This is a genomic window from Burkholderia sp. MSMB1589WGS, assembly GCF_001636105.1.
GTDB classification, from domain to species: domain Bacteria; phylum Pseudomonadota; class Gammaproteobacteria; order Burkholderiales; family Burkholderiaceae; genus Burkholderia; species Burkholderia humptydooensis.
Map to the genome: position 1 here is coordinate 444,968 of NZ_LNJT01000008.1, position 14,435 is coordinate 459,402.

Annotated in this window: 12 protein-coding genes; 6 read left to right on the forward strand and 6 right to left on the reverse strand. The window is 68.6% G+C overall.

Going from position 1 to position 14,435, the window contains the following annotated elements; genetic code table 11:
* Nucleotides 1-57 precede the first annotated feature (57 nt).
* Nucleotides 58-411, forward strand: a complete 354-nt coding sequence (locus tag WT16_RS19995) for a DUF3564 family protein (RefSeq protein WP_006027660.1) — start codon at nucleotides 58-60, stop codon at nucleotides 409-411.
* A 349-nt stretch (nucleotides 412-760) separates the two neighbouring features.
* On the opposite strand, the gene WT16_RS20000 is transcribed toward WT16_RS19995, so the two are convergent.
* Entirely contained in the window at nucleotides 761-1,159 is a 399-nt protein-coding gene (locus WT16_RS20000) for a nuclear transport factor 2 family protein (RefSeq protein WP_041862168.1), read from the reverse strand.
* A gap of 192 nt (nucleotides 1,160-1,351) precedes the next feature.
* Nucleotides 1,352-2,341, reverse strand: coding sequence for an AraC family transcriptional regulator (locus tag WT16_RS20005; RefSeq protein ID WP_006027662.1), 990 nt, complete (start codon nucleotides 2,339-2,341; stop codon nucleotides 1,352-1,354).
* Between the two features lie 196 nt (nucleotides 2,342-2,537).
* Between WT16_RS20005 and WT16_RS20010 the strand changes: the two genes are divergently transcribed.
* The 3 genes from WT16_RS20010 (at nucleotide 2,538) to WT16_RS20020 (ending at nucleotide 5,975) form a co-directional block, all read left to right on the forward strand.
* A complete protein-coding gene (locus tag WT16_RS20010; protein ID WP_063534044.1) occupies nucleotides 2,538-2,999 on the forward strand; it encodes a (2Fe-2S)-binding protein in 462 nt (153 codons plus the stop codon).
* A 2-nt stretch (nucleotides 3,000-3,001) separates the two neighbouring features.
* On the forward strand, nucleotides 3,002-5,230 hold the full coding sequence (locus WT16_RS20015; protein ID WP_006027664.1) for a xanthine dehydrogenase family protein molybdopterin-binding subunit: 2,229 nt from the start codon (nucleotides 3,002-3,004) through the stop codon (nucleotides 5,228-5,230).
* Between the two features lie 319 nt (nucleotides 5,231-5,549).
* Entirely contained in the window at nucleotides 5,550-5,975 is a 426-nt protein-coding gene (locus WT16_RS20020) for a winged helix-turn-helix domain-containing protein (protein ID WP_006027665.1), read from the forward strand.
* 49 nt (nucleotides 5,976-6,024) lie between these two features.
* Here the strand turns inward: WT16_RS20020 and asnB are convergent, their stop codons facing one another.
* Nucleotides 6,025-7,995: an asparagine synthase (glutamine-hydrolyzing) gene (asnB, locus tag WT16_RS20025; protein WP_063534045.1), complete on the reverse strand. Its 1,971-nt coding sequence runs from the start codon at nucleotides 7,993-7,995 to the stop codon at nucleotides 6,025-6,027.
* A gap of 219 nt (nucleotides 7,996-8,214) precedes the next feature.
* A complete protein-coding gene (locus WT16_RS20030) occupies nucleotides 8,215-9,039 on the reverse strand; it encodes an autoinducer binding domain-containing protein (protein ID WP_063534046.1) in 825 nt (274 codons plus the stop codon).
* A gap of 399 nt (nucleotides 9,040-9,438) precedes the next feature.
* On the opposite strand from WT16_RS20030, the gene WT16_RS20040 reads away from it, so the two are divergent.
* Nucleotides 9,439-10,335 carry a LuxR family transcriptional regulator gene (locus tag WT16_RS20040; protein WP_063534048.1) on the forward strand — a complete coding sequence of 299 codons (897 nt, stop codon included), beginning with the start codon at nucleotides 9,439-9,441 and terminating at the stop codon, nucleotides 10,333-10,335.
* 286 nt (nucleotides 10,336-10,621) lie between these two features.
* On the opposite strand, the gene treA is transcribed toward WT16_RS20040, so the two are convergent.
* Both treA and WT16_RS20050 read right to left on the reverse strand, forming a co-directional pair.
* Nucleotides 10,622-12,316, reverse strand: a complete 1,695-nt coding sequence (gene treA / locus WT16_RS20045) for an alpha,alpha-trehalase TreA (protein WP_063534049.1) — start codon at nucleotides 12,314-12,316, stop codon at nucleotides 10,622-10,624.
* 120 nt (nucleotides 12,317-12,436) lie between these two features.
* Nucleotides 12,437-12,643 (reverse strand): hypothetical protein, encoded by a 207-nt coding sequence (locus tag WT16_RS20050; protein ID WP_006027670.1) that lies wholly within the window; start codon nucleotides 12,641-12,643, stop codon nucleotides 12,437-12,439.
* Between the two features lie 47 nt (nucleotides 12,644-12,690).
* On the opposite strand from WT16_RS20050, the gene WT16_RS20055 reads away from it, so the two are divergent.
* A complete protein-coding gene (locus WT16_RS20055) occupies nucleotides 12,691-14,088 on the forward strand; it encodes an MFS transporter (protein ID WP_009914584.1) in 1,398 nt (465 codons plus the stop codon).
* The last annotated feature ends 347 nt before the right edge of the window (nucleotides 14,089-14,435 follow it).

The window sequence follows — 14,435 nt, forward strand, 5'->3', positions numbered from 1 at the left end:
TGTCAATCCACCTAGACTGAGAAAGCTCACCGGCTAACCTTCGAAAGGAGACGAAGCATGCGCCTCACCATTCGAATCAACGGCAGCGGTTCCTCTGCGCAGCAATTCGCGGTCCTGTGGCTCGACACCGACGAGCAACTGTGGTCGCGCGAAGCGCATCAGGGCATCGATCTGCCGACGTGGGGCAAGGTGAAGGACGTCGAAGGCGCGGTTGCGCTGTGCTCGGCCGACAGCGGCGAAGCGCTGTGCCGGCTGCAAGGGCTGTCGTTCTCGAACGTAGAGCGTTCGTCCGACGAAGAGCATGGCGACGCGGTCCTCGGCGGCGAGAACCCGCAAGGCGCGTGGCGCCTGCAAGCGGTCGATTCGGCGTCGATCCAGCCCGAGCATCAGGGATTCACCGTCGTTCGCTGAGCGCGGCGCACGTGTGGCCGAACTGAGCCGGACGTTGAGCAGCGCGGCTCGCATGCGCGGCCGGTTTCGAATCGGTGCACCGATCGGCAGCGGACCTCCGAACCACCACGACACATCACGTCAAGCACGGCGTTCGCGAAACAGGCGAACGCCGTTTTGTATCGTCGACCCAGTGGCCGGCGTTCGTATGTTCGGCGTTCGTGCGCGCGGCGTGAGCACGGCATGAGCGCGGCGTAGCGATCCCTGATTCGCCCGGCGGGCCGCCGTCAGGCAGCCGCCTGATTTTTTGCGACGCGCGTCGCACGCTTCGGCACGCGCACCACCCTATCCGTTCGCTTGATCGTTTCGCTCAATCGATCCGCTCGACGAGATGCGAGCGATCGTAGGGCGCGGCGTATGGCTCGGGCCAGAACTCGACGATGCGCGCAATCTTCCGATGCACCACCGTGAAGAACGAAATCGCCCGCGCGCGCTGGACGCCGTCCGTGACGGACACGTCGGACACGGCCTCGTGCGCGTCGCCGATCATCCGGCCGATCGTAAACGTCCACGGCCCGTGCGCCGGGTATTCGCTATTCAGCATCGCGAAATTTCGGGCGCCGCGAATGCGCTCGTTCGATTGCGGCCAGTCGAGCACGAAGTCGTCGGCGAGCACCGCCGCGACCGCATGAAAATCGTTCGCGCCCATCAAGCGCCAGAACTCGCGCGCCACGCCGACAGCCGTTTCGAGGTCGGAATTCATTTCGATGTCCGTATTCATGTTCATTGCCTCATTCGCGCCGGCACCGCCGCTTCGCCCGCGTGCGCATCGCGCGCGCACATGCAGGCATGCGCACGATCGCGCGGACCGCATGAGACGCGCGTCCCTCGCCGCGCGCTGCGCATGCCGAACCGAGACCCGTGTCTCACGCCACGCGCCGGCCGCCACTCGCCGCGCGCATCACTCCTGGACGCCCGTCCCGTCGCGGCGCCTCAACTGCACGACGTCGCGCAACGGCGGCGCGCCGAACAGCCGGCTGTACTCGCGGCTGAACTGCGACGGGCTGTCGTACCCGACCCTGAGCGCGACCGAGCCGACGTCGCCGTGCTGGCCGAGCAGCAGCCGGCGCGCCTCGTGCAGCCGCAGTTGCTTTTGATACTGGAGCGGGCTCAGCGTCGTCACGTGCTTGAAGTGATGATGCAGCGACGACACGCTCATGTTCACCTGCTGCGCGAGCGTCTCGACCCTGAGCGGCTCCGCGTAATGATCGCGGAGCCATTCGATCGCGCGCGCGATCCGGTACGTCTGGCTGCCCGCGACCGCGATATGCCGCAGCCGCGCGCCCTGCCCGCTCGTCAGCAGCCGGTACAGCAGTTCCTTTTCGATCAGCGGCGCGAGGATCGGAATGTCGCCTGGAGTATCGAGCAATCGCACGAGCCGCAGCGCCGCGTCGAAGAGCGGCTCGGACAGCGCGCCGACGGCGATCCCCTCGCCCGTCGGCACCGCGTCCGGCGGCGGCATCCGCATCTCGGCCGCGAGTTCGGCGATGCGCTGCACGTCGAGCGCGATCTTCACGCACAGATACGGCGCATCGGCCGACGCGCGCGTGACCTGCGACAGCATCGGCAGATCGACCGACGTGACGAGGCACTGCTGATGATCGTATTCGTATGCCTGCCCCGCGACCGTCACCCGCTTCGCGCCCTGCGCGGCGAACACGAACGCGGCGCGCGTGACGCTGCAGCCGAGGTCGACGGGCGACGAGCAGCGGAAGAACGACAGCGCGGGAATCGCGCTCGGGTGCGCGCCGTCGGCGGGCGCGAAGCGGTCGATCAGCGCGGCGAGCTCGCGGCGCGCGGCCTCGCGCGGCGCGAGCGACGGCAGCCGCGCATCGGCCGGGGGAGACGCCGCGTGCGCGGCGGATTCGAGTGGAGCGTAGCGCTGATCCATCGGCAATGAGCGAGCGTTGGAGTCGTGATCGTGGCAGGCGCGGATGCGGGCGACGCGGCGGCCGCCCACCGCGCTCGGGATTTGCAGGATTGTTCAATATTTTTGCAGGATTGTGTAAACGCAACGGCGGTCCGTCCCTCACACTGCCGGCTATCACCCGGCGCCAAGTCCGGGCATTCCCCCACGGAGATTGTCCATGTCTACCTCGTTTGTGCTGAACGGCAAGAATCTGACGCTGGACGCCGATCCCTCGATGCCGCTCCTCTGGGCGATCCGCGAAGACGCGGGCCTGCACGGCACGAAATTCGGCTGCGGCGCCGCGCAATGCGGCGCGTGCACCGTGCATCTCGAAGGCCAGGCGGTGCGCTCGTGCGTGCTGCCGCTCGCAGCCGTCGCCGGCAAGCGCGTGACGACGGTCGAAGGGCTCGCGAGCAAGCCCGCGAAGGCCGTCCAGGCCGCATGGGTCAAGCTGCAGGTGCCGCAGTGCGGCTACTGCCAGTCCGGCCAGATCATGTCGGCGACCGCGCTCCTCGAACAGAACCCGGCGCCCACCGACGCCGACATCGACGCCGCGATGAACGGCAACATCTGCCGTTGCGCGACCTACACCCGCATCCGCGCCGCGATTCACGAAGCGGCCGCCACCCTGAAGGCCTGACGATGACGACCGACCTCGATCTCCCGAATGCGGTGCGCGCGTCCCGCCGCACATTCCTGAAGGCCGCCGGCGCCGCCGCGGCCGTTGGCCTCACGATCGGCTTCGAATGGCGCGACGCGGGCCGCCCGGCGCTCGCCGCCACCGCCCCCGCCGCCGATGCAGGCGCAGCCGGCGCGTTCGCGCCGAACGCGTTCCTGCGCGTCGCGCCGGACAACAGCGTGACCGTGATCGCGAAGCACGTCGAGATGGGCCAGGGCGCGTACACCGGCATCGCGACGATCGTCGCCGAAGAGCTCGACGCGAACTGGCGCGACGTGCGCGTCGAAAGCGCGCCCGCCGACGCATCGCGCTACGCGAACCTGCAGTTCGGCAAGCTGCAGGGCACGGGCGGCAGCTCGGCGATGGCGAACTCGTGGATGCAGTTGCGCGAGGCGGGCGCGAAGGCGCGCGCGATGCTCGTAGCGGCGGCCGCCGCGCAGTGGAACGTGCCCGCCGCCGAGCTGACGACGGGCGACGGCGCCGTGCGCCATGCGGCGAGCGGCCGCGAGGCGACCTACGGCTCGCTCGCGGCGGCCGCGGCCGCGCTGCCCGTGCCGGAGAAGGTCACGCTGAAGTCGCCGGCCGATTTCCGGCTGATCGGCAAGCCGGTGCCGCGCGTCGACGCGCTCGCGAAATCCGACGGCACCGCGCAGTTCACGATCGACGTGACGATGCCCGGCATGCTCGTCGCGCTGCTGCAGCGCCCGCCCGTCTTCGGCGGCAAGGTGAAGTCGTTCGACGCGAGCGCCGCGAAGGCGGTGCCGGGCGTCGTGTCGGTCGTGCAGGTCGAGCGCGGCGTCGCGGTCGTCGCGAAGGGCTTCTGGGCCGCGAAGCAGGGCCGCGACGCGCTGAAGGTCGAATGGGACGATTCGAACGCGGAGAAGCGCAGCTCCGACGCGATCATGCGCGAGTACCGGCAGCTCGCCGAGCGCCCGGGCGCGTCCGCGCGCCGCGACGGCGACGCCGACCACGCGCTCGCCGGCGCGGCGAAGCGGATCTCCGCATCGTACGAGTTTCCGTACCTCGCGCACGCGCCGATGGAGCCGCTCGACGCGGTCGTCAAGCTGACGGCCGACAGTTGCGAGATCTGGGCGGGCGATCAGTTCCAGACGATCGACCAGGGCAACGCGGCGCGCGTCGCGGGGCTCGATCCGTCGCAGGTCAGGATTCATACGCTGTATGCGGGCGGCAGCTTCGGCCGGCGCGCGAACGCGTGGTCGGACTATGTCGTCGAGGCCGTGTCGATCGCGAAGGCGCTCGGCGCGAACGGCACGCCCGTCAAGCTGCAATGGACGCGCGAGGACGACATCCACGGCGGCCTCTATCGTCCGATGTACTTCCACAAGCTCGACGCGGCGCTTTCGAAGGACGGCAAGCTCGTCGGCTGGCGGCATCGGATCGTCGGCCAGTCGATCCTCGCCGGCACGCCGTTCGAGGCGGTGATGGTGAAGAACGGGATCGACCAGACGTCGGTCGAGGGCGCGGCGAACCTGCCGTATGCGATTCCGAACGTATCGGTCGAGCTGACGACGACGAAGGCCGGCGTGCCGGTGCTGTGGTGGCGCGTCGTCGGCAGCTCGCACACCGCGTATGCGGTCGAGGCGTTCGTCGACGAGGCCGCGCACGCGGCGGGCAAGGACCCGTACCTGTTCCGCCGCGACCTGCTCGCGCACGCGCCGCGCCTGAAGGCCGTGCTCGAGCTCGCCGCCGGGAAGGCCGGCTGGGACCCGGCAAAGCCACTGCCGAAGGGCCGCGGACGTGGGATCGCGGTCGCCGAGGCGTTCAGGAGCTACGTCGCGCAGGTCGCCGAGGTGTCGGTGGACGAGCACGGCGCCGTGAAGGTCGAGCGCGTCGTCTGCGCGGTCGACTGCGGCACCGCGATCAATCCGGACGTAATCGCCGCGCAGATGGAAGGCGGCATCGGCTTCGGGCTCGGCGCGGTGCTGCACGGCGCGATCACGCTGAAGGACGGCAAGGTCGAGCAGAACAACTTCGACGGCTACCGCGTGCTGCGGATCGCCGAGATGCCGAAGGTCGAGGTGCACATCGTGCCGTCGGGCGAGGCGCCGACGGGCGTCGGCGAGCCGGGCGTCGCGCCGATCGGCCCCGCCGTCGCGAACGCGATCTTCGCGGCGACGGGCAAGCGGCACTACGCGCTGCCGTTCCCGGCCGCCGGAGAAGCGGCGGCTTGACGGGCGGGGGGCGATGGGCGATGGGCGGCGCCCGCCGCCCGCCCCAATCGCTCCGCCGCACGTTACGTCGCCGGTCGCACAGACGTAACGCAAACGTCCGTGCTACGTAACACACCTTCAAACGGTTTCAGATTGTTACATTTCCGGCGCTACCGCAGGCCACGCGCCGCCACCCGAAAACGCTTTCGATTCATGCACTTGAGCGATAAAAAAGACCTTTGATGCCGTTTGACCGCTGCATCTCGCCAGCCTGGCCCGACACTTGCGGTAACGCTCCTCGTGCCGTTCGCCCATTCATCTGCGAATCACGAGGATCATCATGGATTGCAAGTATCTGTACATCGACAACATCAAGATCAACTTCGTCCGCCGCATCATCGAGATCGACGGCGAGCCGGTCAGCCTGACCCCGCGCGAATTCGACGTCGTCGAATTCCTGCTCGACAACATGAACAAGGTCGTGTCGCGCCAGGCGATCCAGGAAGCGGTGTGGGGCCGCGAGCTCGCGGTGTCGTCGCGCACGCTCGACACGCACGTGTCGCGCATCCGCTCGAAGCTCGGCCTCGATTTCGACAAGAACATGCGGATCATTCCGGTCTATTCGATCGGCTACCGGCTCGTGCTGTTCGGCACGGCGACGACGCGCGTCGAGCCGCACGACGAGCAGCACGCGGCGCACGCCGCCGCGCCGCTCGCCCGTCCGGCCGCCGCGCCGCACCTCGCGCTCGTCGCCGAATATCACTGAACGCGGCGCGCGCCGCCGCGCGAAACGCGTTCGTTCGCGCGGCGGCGGCCTACCCGGCGCGCTGCCGCTCGAGCCACGCCTGGAACATCAGCACCGTCCAGAGCGGATGCTGCCAGTTCATCCGGCCCGACTGGTGCTGGCGCCACAGCCGCTCGACGCGCGTCGCGTCGAGATAGCCTTCGTCGCGCAGGCGCGCGGGGCGCAGCAGCTCCACCGCCCAGTCGCTCAGCTCGCCGCGCAGCCACGCGCCGACGGGCGCGCAGAAGCCCTGCTTCGGCCGGTCGATCAGCGGCCGCGGCACGTAGCGGTACAGCAGCTTGCGCAGCAGCCACTTGTCCTGCCCGTCCGGGATGCGCAGCGCCTCCGGCAGCCGCCACGCGAACTCGACGACGCGATGATCGAGAAACGGCATCCGCGTCTCGAGGCTCACCGCCATCGCCGCGCGGTCGACCTTCGTCAGGATGTCGGTGGGCAGGTACGTGAGCGTGTCGACGGCCATCGCCTGCTCGGCGAACGAGAGCCCGGCGGGCCACGCGCCCGGCGTGTCGATCAGCGTCTGCGGCTCGTGCCCCGCGAGCGTGAAGCGCTCCGGATGATGGACCGACGACATCAGCAGCCGGTACAGCGACGTGCGGCTGTCGGCCGTCATCACGTTCGCGAGCTTGTGCAGGCGGTCGCCGACGCGCGGCGACGCGTCGCGCTGCGCGGACCCGCTCCATACGCCCTGCACGAGCGCGGCGATCTGGTCCGCATGGTCGGGCCGCAGCGCGTGCAGCGCGGCCGCGATCCGCATCCGCACCGCGGCCGGCACGCGGCGCAGCCGCCCCCACAGGCGCGGCGTCAGGAAATAGCGCGTGTAGCCGCCGAACAGCTCGTCGCCGCCGTCGCCCGACAGGCTCACCTTCACATGGCGGCGCGTGAGCTCGGAGACGAGCAGCGTCGGAATCTGCGACGAATCGGCGAACGGCTCGTCATAGACGGACGGCATGCGCGGGACCATCGCGAGCACGTCGGACGGCTTCACGTAGAGCTCGGTGTGCGACGTGCCGAGATGCCGCGCGACCGCCTTCGCATAGCCCGCCTCGTCGTAGCCCGCCTCGTGGAAGCCGATCGTGAACGTCTGCACCGGCTGCGCGGTCTGCGTCTGCATCAGCGCGACGATCACCGACGAATCGACGCCGCCCGACAGGAACGCGCCGAGCGGCACGTCGGCGACCGACTGCTCGGCGATCGCGTCGCGCAGCACGTGATCGAGCTGCGCGACCGCGGCGTTCGCATCGCCGTCGAACGGATTCGCGCGGCCCGCGGCGATCACGCGCTCGAGCGACCAGTAGCGGCGCGGCGCGGGCTCGTCGGCCACGTCCTCGAGCTGCACGCAGGTGCCGGGCGGCAGCTTGCGAATGCCTTCGTAGATCGTGTACGGGGCGGGCACGCTCGCGTGGCGCAGATACAGGCACAGCGCGTCGCGGTCGATCGGATGCGCGTCGAAGCCGGGAAAACGCCGCAGCGCCTTCAGCTCGGAGCCGAACACGAACGAGCCGCCGATGCGCCCGTAATAGAGCGGCTTCTCGCCGACGCGATCGCGCGCGAGCGTGAGCACGCGCGATTCGCGGTTCCACAGCGCGAGCGCGAACATTCCGGCCGCCTTTTGCAGCGCGCGATCGATCCCCCACGCGGAGAACGCCGCGAGCAATACTTCGCTATCCGAATGACCGCGCCACTCGGGCGCGCGATGCTCGCGCTCCAGCTCGCGGCGCAACTCGCGAAAGTTGTAGATCTCGCCGTTGAACGTCATCGCGTAGCGGCCGCACGCGGACAGCATCGGCTGATGCCCGTGCTCGGACAAATCGACGATCGACAGGCGCCGATGGCCGAGCGCGACGCCCGCGTCGGGATCAATCCACAAACCGGTATCGTCCGGGCCGCGATGCGCGAGACTGTCCGTCATTCGCGCGAGGGTCGCGCGGGCTGTCTCCGGTGCACATGCAACAGGGCCAACGAAGCCGCTGATTCCGCACATGACGAATTTCTCGTTCGAATGGTGAAAAAGGGTATGGCCTGACGAGCGGCCGGCGCCCGTCGGTTGGGCGCATATTACGAAGAAAATATTCGTCAATTAATCCGGCTTGCGGCGGACATTTTTTTATAGTGAAAAATTAATTCGCCCGTAAACGGTTTTGTATACGATGCGCCAATCTGTTGCGCCGCATCATCCAACTTGCGTCCGATGCACGCTTCGTCATCCGCGCAAGCGCCGCGCCGCAAGATACGCGAGCTGCGCGCGGTTGCGCGCATTGAAGCGTTTTTCGAGCATGCGGATCTGCGCGCCGACGCGATGCAGCGACGTGCTGAGCGCGTTCGCGATTTCCTGATCGGACAGGCCGTGCACGAGCCGCTCGAGCACCGCCGCCTCGTCGTTCTCGAGCACGAACGCGCGCGCGCCGCCGACGCGCGCATCGAGATGCGGCTGCGCGGCGCGATGCAAGTCGAGGCTGAGCGCGAGCGCGCAGCCGATCACCCGATCGTCGAGCGAACCGTCGTGCGCCTCCGACGCGAGGCTCACCACGACGCGCAGATCGAGATGCGGCACCGGCCAGCAGAAGATCACGCCGCTGTGCATTGCATGCGCACGCAACGAATTCACGAGCGCGTGCATGCGCCGCTCGCCCGTGCGGCGCGCATGTGCGTCGAGCTCGTCGAGCCGCCACGCGATCGGCGAAACGCCCTGCCGCCATTCGGCGAAGCGCGGATCGACTTCGAACAGCCGGCCTTCGACGTACGCGCGCAAGAACGACACGGGCGCGAAATCGCGCAACAGATATGCGGCGAGCATCTGCTGGCCGATCAGCTCGAACGCGCCGTAGCAGAGCGTCGTGAAGCCGACCGCGCGCAGACGCGCATCGCAGTTCGCGACGTCGAACGCCGCGCGACGCGGTCCATCGGGCAATGCGGCGAACGAGGAAACGGGAGGATGCGTGTCGCGCGGGGCGAATCCGCCGCGCGATGCGGCGAGCTCGGCATGCGAAAACCATTCGATGCGCGGCGCGCTGTCAGCAATTGTCATGGGGGAAAGCCGGCTTCTTGTGTTCGTGATGCTGTTGCGCAGGAACCCCGGCAAGCAAGTGGTCTTTGATTCGCGCTTTCGTCTCGCTGCCGAGCGCGGTTAGTATTACAAGATATTACGCGCAAGCGTGCCGCTTTGTACAATGCCTTCGCTCGCGACTCGGGCGCGGCGCGCGACGTCTCGATGCCGGATGCGAATGCGCGTTGGCGACGCGCGCGACGGAGCGCACCCGCGCCGCAGACGCAGCAAGCGCGAACGTGAACGCGCTCGTCGCAGCCGCTCGCGTCGCGAGCGAGCAGGCCGCATACGCGTTCGTCACGAGCGTACACGTTGCGATCGCACACCGCATCCGTCCGTTCGATCGAACGGCACCGGACCACCGCCGCGAGGTTTTTCGTCATGTCGGACATTGCAGTGCAGGAAGTCGCCGCCGTCGCGGCAGTCGCGCGTCCCGTGTCGCACGTGAATCCGGGCGGCACGACGCGCGACGCGCAGACGATCGACGTCGTCTGGTGCGGCCACGCGAGACGCGCGGCCGACGCCGAGCCGCGCTTCGCGCCGCGCCTGGGCGTCGCGGAAATGCTCGCGAGCGCGCGCGGCACCGCCGAGTGCGGCCGCATCGCGACAAGCCTGCTGCGGCTGATGGGCTTCGCGACGTTCGCCTATTTCGCGCTCGAGTTCACGCGCGACGCCGCCGAATGCCTGTACCTGCACGAAGCGTTCACGCCTGCCGCGTATCGCGGCGATTACGTGCGCCGCCGCCATCACGACATCGATCCGCGGATGCTCGGCACGCGCGCGTCGAGCATGCCCGTCGTCTGGGATCTGCGGCAGCTCGCGCGCGATCACGCGGCGCACGGCCCGGATGCGGATGCGCTCGACGGCTTCCTGCGCGCGATGCACGACGACGACATGTGCAGCGGCGTGATGTATTCGATGCCCGTGCCGGGCACGCGCGTGCATGCGTTCGCGAGCTTCACCGCGCCGCGCCGCTCGCGCGACTGGATCTCGTCGACGACGCTCGAGCAGGTGCTGTCGCTCGGTTTGTCCGTGCACCGGTTCGCGGCGCCGCAGTTGATCGCGTCGGCGCGCGAGCGTGCGGCCGAGCGCCTCACGCCGTTCGAGCGCGAATTGCTCGTCGGCATCGCCGAAGGCGCATCCGACAAGGAGATCGGCCGGCGGCTCGACACCAGCGCGCACAACGTCGACTACCATCTGCGCAAGCTGCGCAAACGCTTCGGCGTCGCGAACCGGATTCAGTTGACTTATTTCGCGTCGGCGCGCGGGCTGATCTGATGCGCGCTGATGCGCGCGATCGCGCACGGCGTCAGGCCGCGCGCAATCGCGTTCGGGAAGGCCGCCGCCGCGAATCGGGGACAGCGGCGACCGCGACGAACAACAGGCGGCGCGCCCGAACGGCGAGCAGAACGCGAACGCAACCGGGCGCGGCGAAGCGCGCTCCGTCGACGACGATCGCGAGGCGTCGCCCGGCATCGGCTCGCCGATAATCGTTGCGCTCGCAACCAACGGATGCAGCGCAAGCGGCTCGCCGCCACCCGCGCCCTACCCGTCGCGTCGCGCGTCAGCCGCCGTACAGGTCGAGCAGCTTGAGCGTCACGCCGTTGGTCCAGCCGAAGCCGTCCTGCAGCGGATACTCGCCGCCGCCTCCGCCACCCGTGCCCGCGCCTTCGACGATGTACTTCTCGACGAGCTTGCCCTGCGCCGCGTACACGCCCTTCACGTCCGCGAGAAAACGCGTGCCGATGTCGTTCGCGAGCGACTTCTCGCCATAGTGCTGCAACCCGACGAGCGCGATCCAGTGCAGCGGAGCCCAGCCGTTAGGTGCGTCCCATTGCTGCGTCGTATCGTAAGCCGTCGTCGCGAGCCCGCCCGGCTTGAGCAGCGTCTTCTGCACATTCTTCGCGGTCTGCTTTGCGCGCTCCGGCCACGCGACGCCCGCGAACAACGGATACAGCGCCGCCGCCGTCAGGTTCTCGCGCGGCAAGCCGCGCTTCCAGTCGTAGTCGCCGTAATAGCCGTTGCGGTTCCACAGGTAGCGATTGATCGCGACCGCGCGCTTGCCGGCGCGGCCGGCGAACTCGGCGACGCACGCGAAATCGCGCGTCACCGCGCAGCCCTTCACGATCGTCGTCTCGAGGTTGAACATCAGGCTGTTCAGGTCGACGGGCACGATCGCGGTCGTGCGGATCGTCGCGAGCGTGCGGCTGTCGCCGAACCAGCGCGAGCTGAAGTCCCAGCCGCTCTCGGCCGCCGCGCGCAGGTCGCGCCACACTTCCGGCGCCGCCCGGCCGCTCGCCTGCCGCGCGGTCTTCACGTCTTCGAGATACGACTCGTCGCGCGGCGTGTCGCTCGCGTCCCAGTAGCGGTTCAGCACCGAGCCGTCCGGCATCGCGACGACGTTGCGCGTCGCCTGGCCGCGCGGCGTCGTGCGCTCGCCCTGCATCCAGTACGCGTATTCCTTGCGCAGCGCGGGCAGGTACTTCTGATAGACGCGATTGCCCTCGGCCTTCGCCGCGAGCGTCACCATGTACGCGAAGAACGGCGGCTGCGAGCGGCTCACGTAATAGCTGCGGTTGCCGTTCGGCACGTGGCCGACGGTATCGATCAGGTACGCGAAGTTGTCGAGCATGTCATCGACGAGATCTTCGCGGCCCGCCTCCTGCAAGCCGAGCATCGTGAAGTACGTGTCCCAGTAATAGCCCTCGCGGAAGCGCCCGCCCGGCACCACGTACGGTTTCGGCAGCGCAATCAGCGAGCTGTACGGCGGCACGGTCGCCGTCGTGCGCGTGAGCTTCGGCCACAGCCAGTCGATGTGCTCGCGCAGCGTCTGGTTCGGCGGCGGCGTCACCGACTGATCCGACGGCGGCGTGAAGTACTGCGCGACGAACGCCTTCAGCGAGAAGCCGGGCTGGCCCTTCTGCTGCTGGTACAACTGGACGATCGTCGCGGGATCGGCGTTCGGCGTCGAATCGACGAAGGTCTTCTGGTCTTCGAAGATCTGCGCGGTTTGCACCGCAACAAAGAGATCGCCGTAGAGCTGGCTCGGCGGCGGCGGAATCGACGCGGCGCCCGGCGCGGAAGCGGCGCTCGACACGGCCGCGGATGCAGGCGCGGGCGACGAGTCGGCGCGCGCGAGCGTCGCGCTCGTGCAGCCGATACCGGCCGCGGCGACGAGCGCGACCCACGCGGGCGCGTTCAGCAGGCGACGATAGAACGGACTTTCAACATGAAGCGGGCGACGCCGCGGCGTGACCATATCTCCTCCTCCCGTTTTCGAGATGAACGGCAATACGGTCTCCTGCTCGCGCGGGCCCGGCGCGTCGCGGCGTTTGTCTGTGGTATGCCGCGGCGGGCAGATTCGCACGAAAACCGGCGCTCAGGCAAGCGGTTCTTCGCACATGACGCGCAAATAGCCGTGCGCCGCGTGCAGCACGCGCGCTTCAAGCGCGGGCGCGCTGGTTTCGCTGCGCTCGTCCGCCGCGTCGACGATGCCTTTCGCGATCGCCGGCAGGTCTCGCGCCGCGACGGCCGGCTCTCCGAACGGCGACGCGCGGCGACAACACACCGTTGCGCGCGCAAGCATGCTGCAACAATCGATGCAATAATGGCATCTTTACGCGCGTCGTTGCCATGCCGTCTGCCATCTACGCTTTCATCGCACCGCTGATCGTCGCTTGCGCGTTGTTCATGGAGAGCGTAGACGCCAACATCATCGTCACGGCGCTGCCCGCGATGGCGCGCGACTTCGGGCAGAGCCCCGTCACGCTGAACATCGCGATCACGAGCTACGTCGTCGGCCTCGGCGTGTTCATCCCGATCTGCGGATGGCTCGCCGACCGCTTCGGCGCGCGCACCGTGTTCCGCACCGCGATCGGCATCTTCGTCGCGGGCTCGCTGCTGTGCGCGGCGTCGAACAATCTCGAGATCTTCACGTTCGCGCGCTTTGTGCAAGGCGTCGGCGGCGCGATGATGGTGCCCGTCGGGCGCATCATCATCTTCCGCGCCGTGCCGCGCTCGGAGCTCGTGCGCGCGATGAACTACCTGAGCGTGCCCGCGCTCTTCGGGCCCGCGGCCGGGCCGCTCCTCGGCGGCTTCATCACGACGTACCTGCACTGGCGGCTGATCTTCTTCATCAACGTGCCGATCGGCATCCTCGGCATCTATCTCGCGAACAGGCACATCGCGAACACGCACGAGCTCGATCCCGGCCCGCTCGACTGGTTCGGCTTCGTGCTGTCCGCCGCCGGCGCGGCGCTCTTGCTGATGGGCCTCACGCTGCTCGACGGCGCGCTCGTCACGCGCGGCGCCGCGCTCGCGATGGGCGCGACGGGCGCGGCGCTCCTCGGCGGCTACGTGCTGTATGCGCGGCGCGTCGAGCGGCCGGTGCTCGATCTGCGCTTCCTGCGCATCCCCACCTACCACGCGAGCGTCGTCGGCGGCTCGCTGTTCCGGATCGGCCTCGGCGCGGTGCCGTTCCTGCTGCCGCTCGCGCTGCAGGAAGGGCTCGGCATGAGCGCGTTCCATTCCGGCGCGATCACCTGCGCGTCGGCCGTCGGCGGCGCGTTCACGCGGATGCTCGCGCCGCGCACGCTCAAGCGCTTCGGCTTCCGGACGGTGCTGATGTACAACGCGGCGTTCGCCGGGCTCGCGATCGCCGCGTACGGCGTGTTCCATCCCGGCATGTCGACGCTCGCGATCTGGCTCATCGTGCTCGTCGGCGGCATTTTTCCGTCGCTGCAGTTCACGAGCCTCAATTCGATGATCTACGCGGAGATCGCCTCGCGCGACGCGGGCCGCGCGACGAGCCTCGGCAGCGTCGTCCAGCAGATGTCGCTCGGCCTCGGCGTGACGGTCGCGGCGCTCGTGCTGCACGTGTCGCATTGGGCGCAGGGACATCCGACGATGGTCTGGTCGGACTTCTGGCCGGCGTTCGTCGTGGTCGGCCTGTGTTCGTTCGCGTCGATTCCGATCACGCGGCGGCTGGCGCCGAACGCGGGCGACGAGGTAGCGCGCGGCAAGCGAAGCTGAAGCGGGCCGCGCGGCCGAAGCGATCAGGAAAACGAAGCAAGTGGAGAAGCGGGCGGGACGCGACGTGCGCCGCCTGCTGGAATCGAACGGCCGGCCGGGATTGGGCCGCCGAAAATCCGTCGTTCCAAAAAAAATCGGCGGACATCCACTCGGGGCCGGCTGAAAGCCGCATGGATGTCCGCTTGAACTGCCCGGCCGCCTCGACGGGGGTGAGGCGTCCGGACTCGCTCCCTGCGTGCCATAGAGGTATCGTGCGTCGGGAGCAGAGTGCTTGTTTCGATGAGACTATAAGGAAACTTCCGAGAGACTTCTGTCAACGATTGTCAGACGCCCGCGCGGCAACGCAG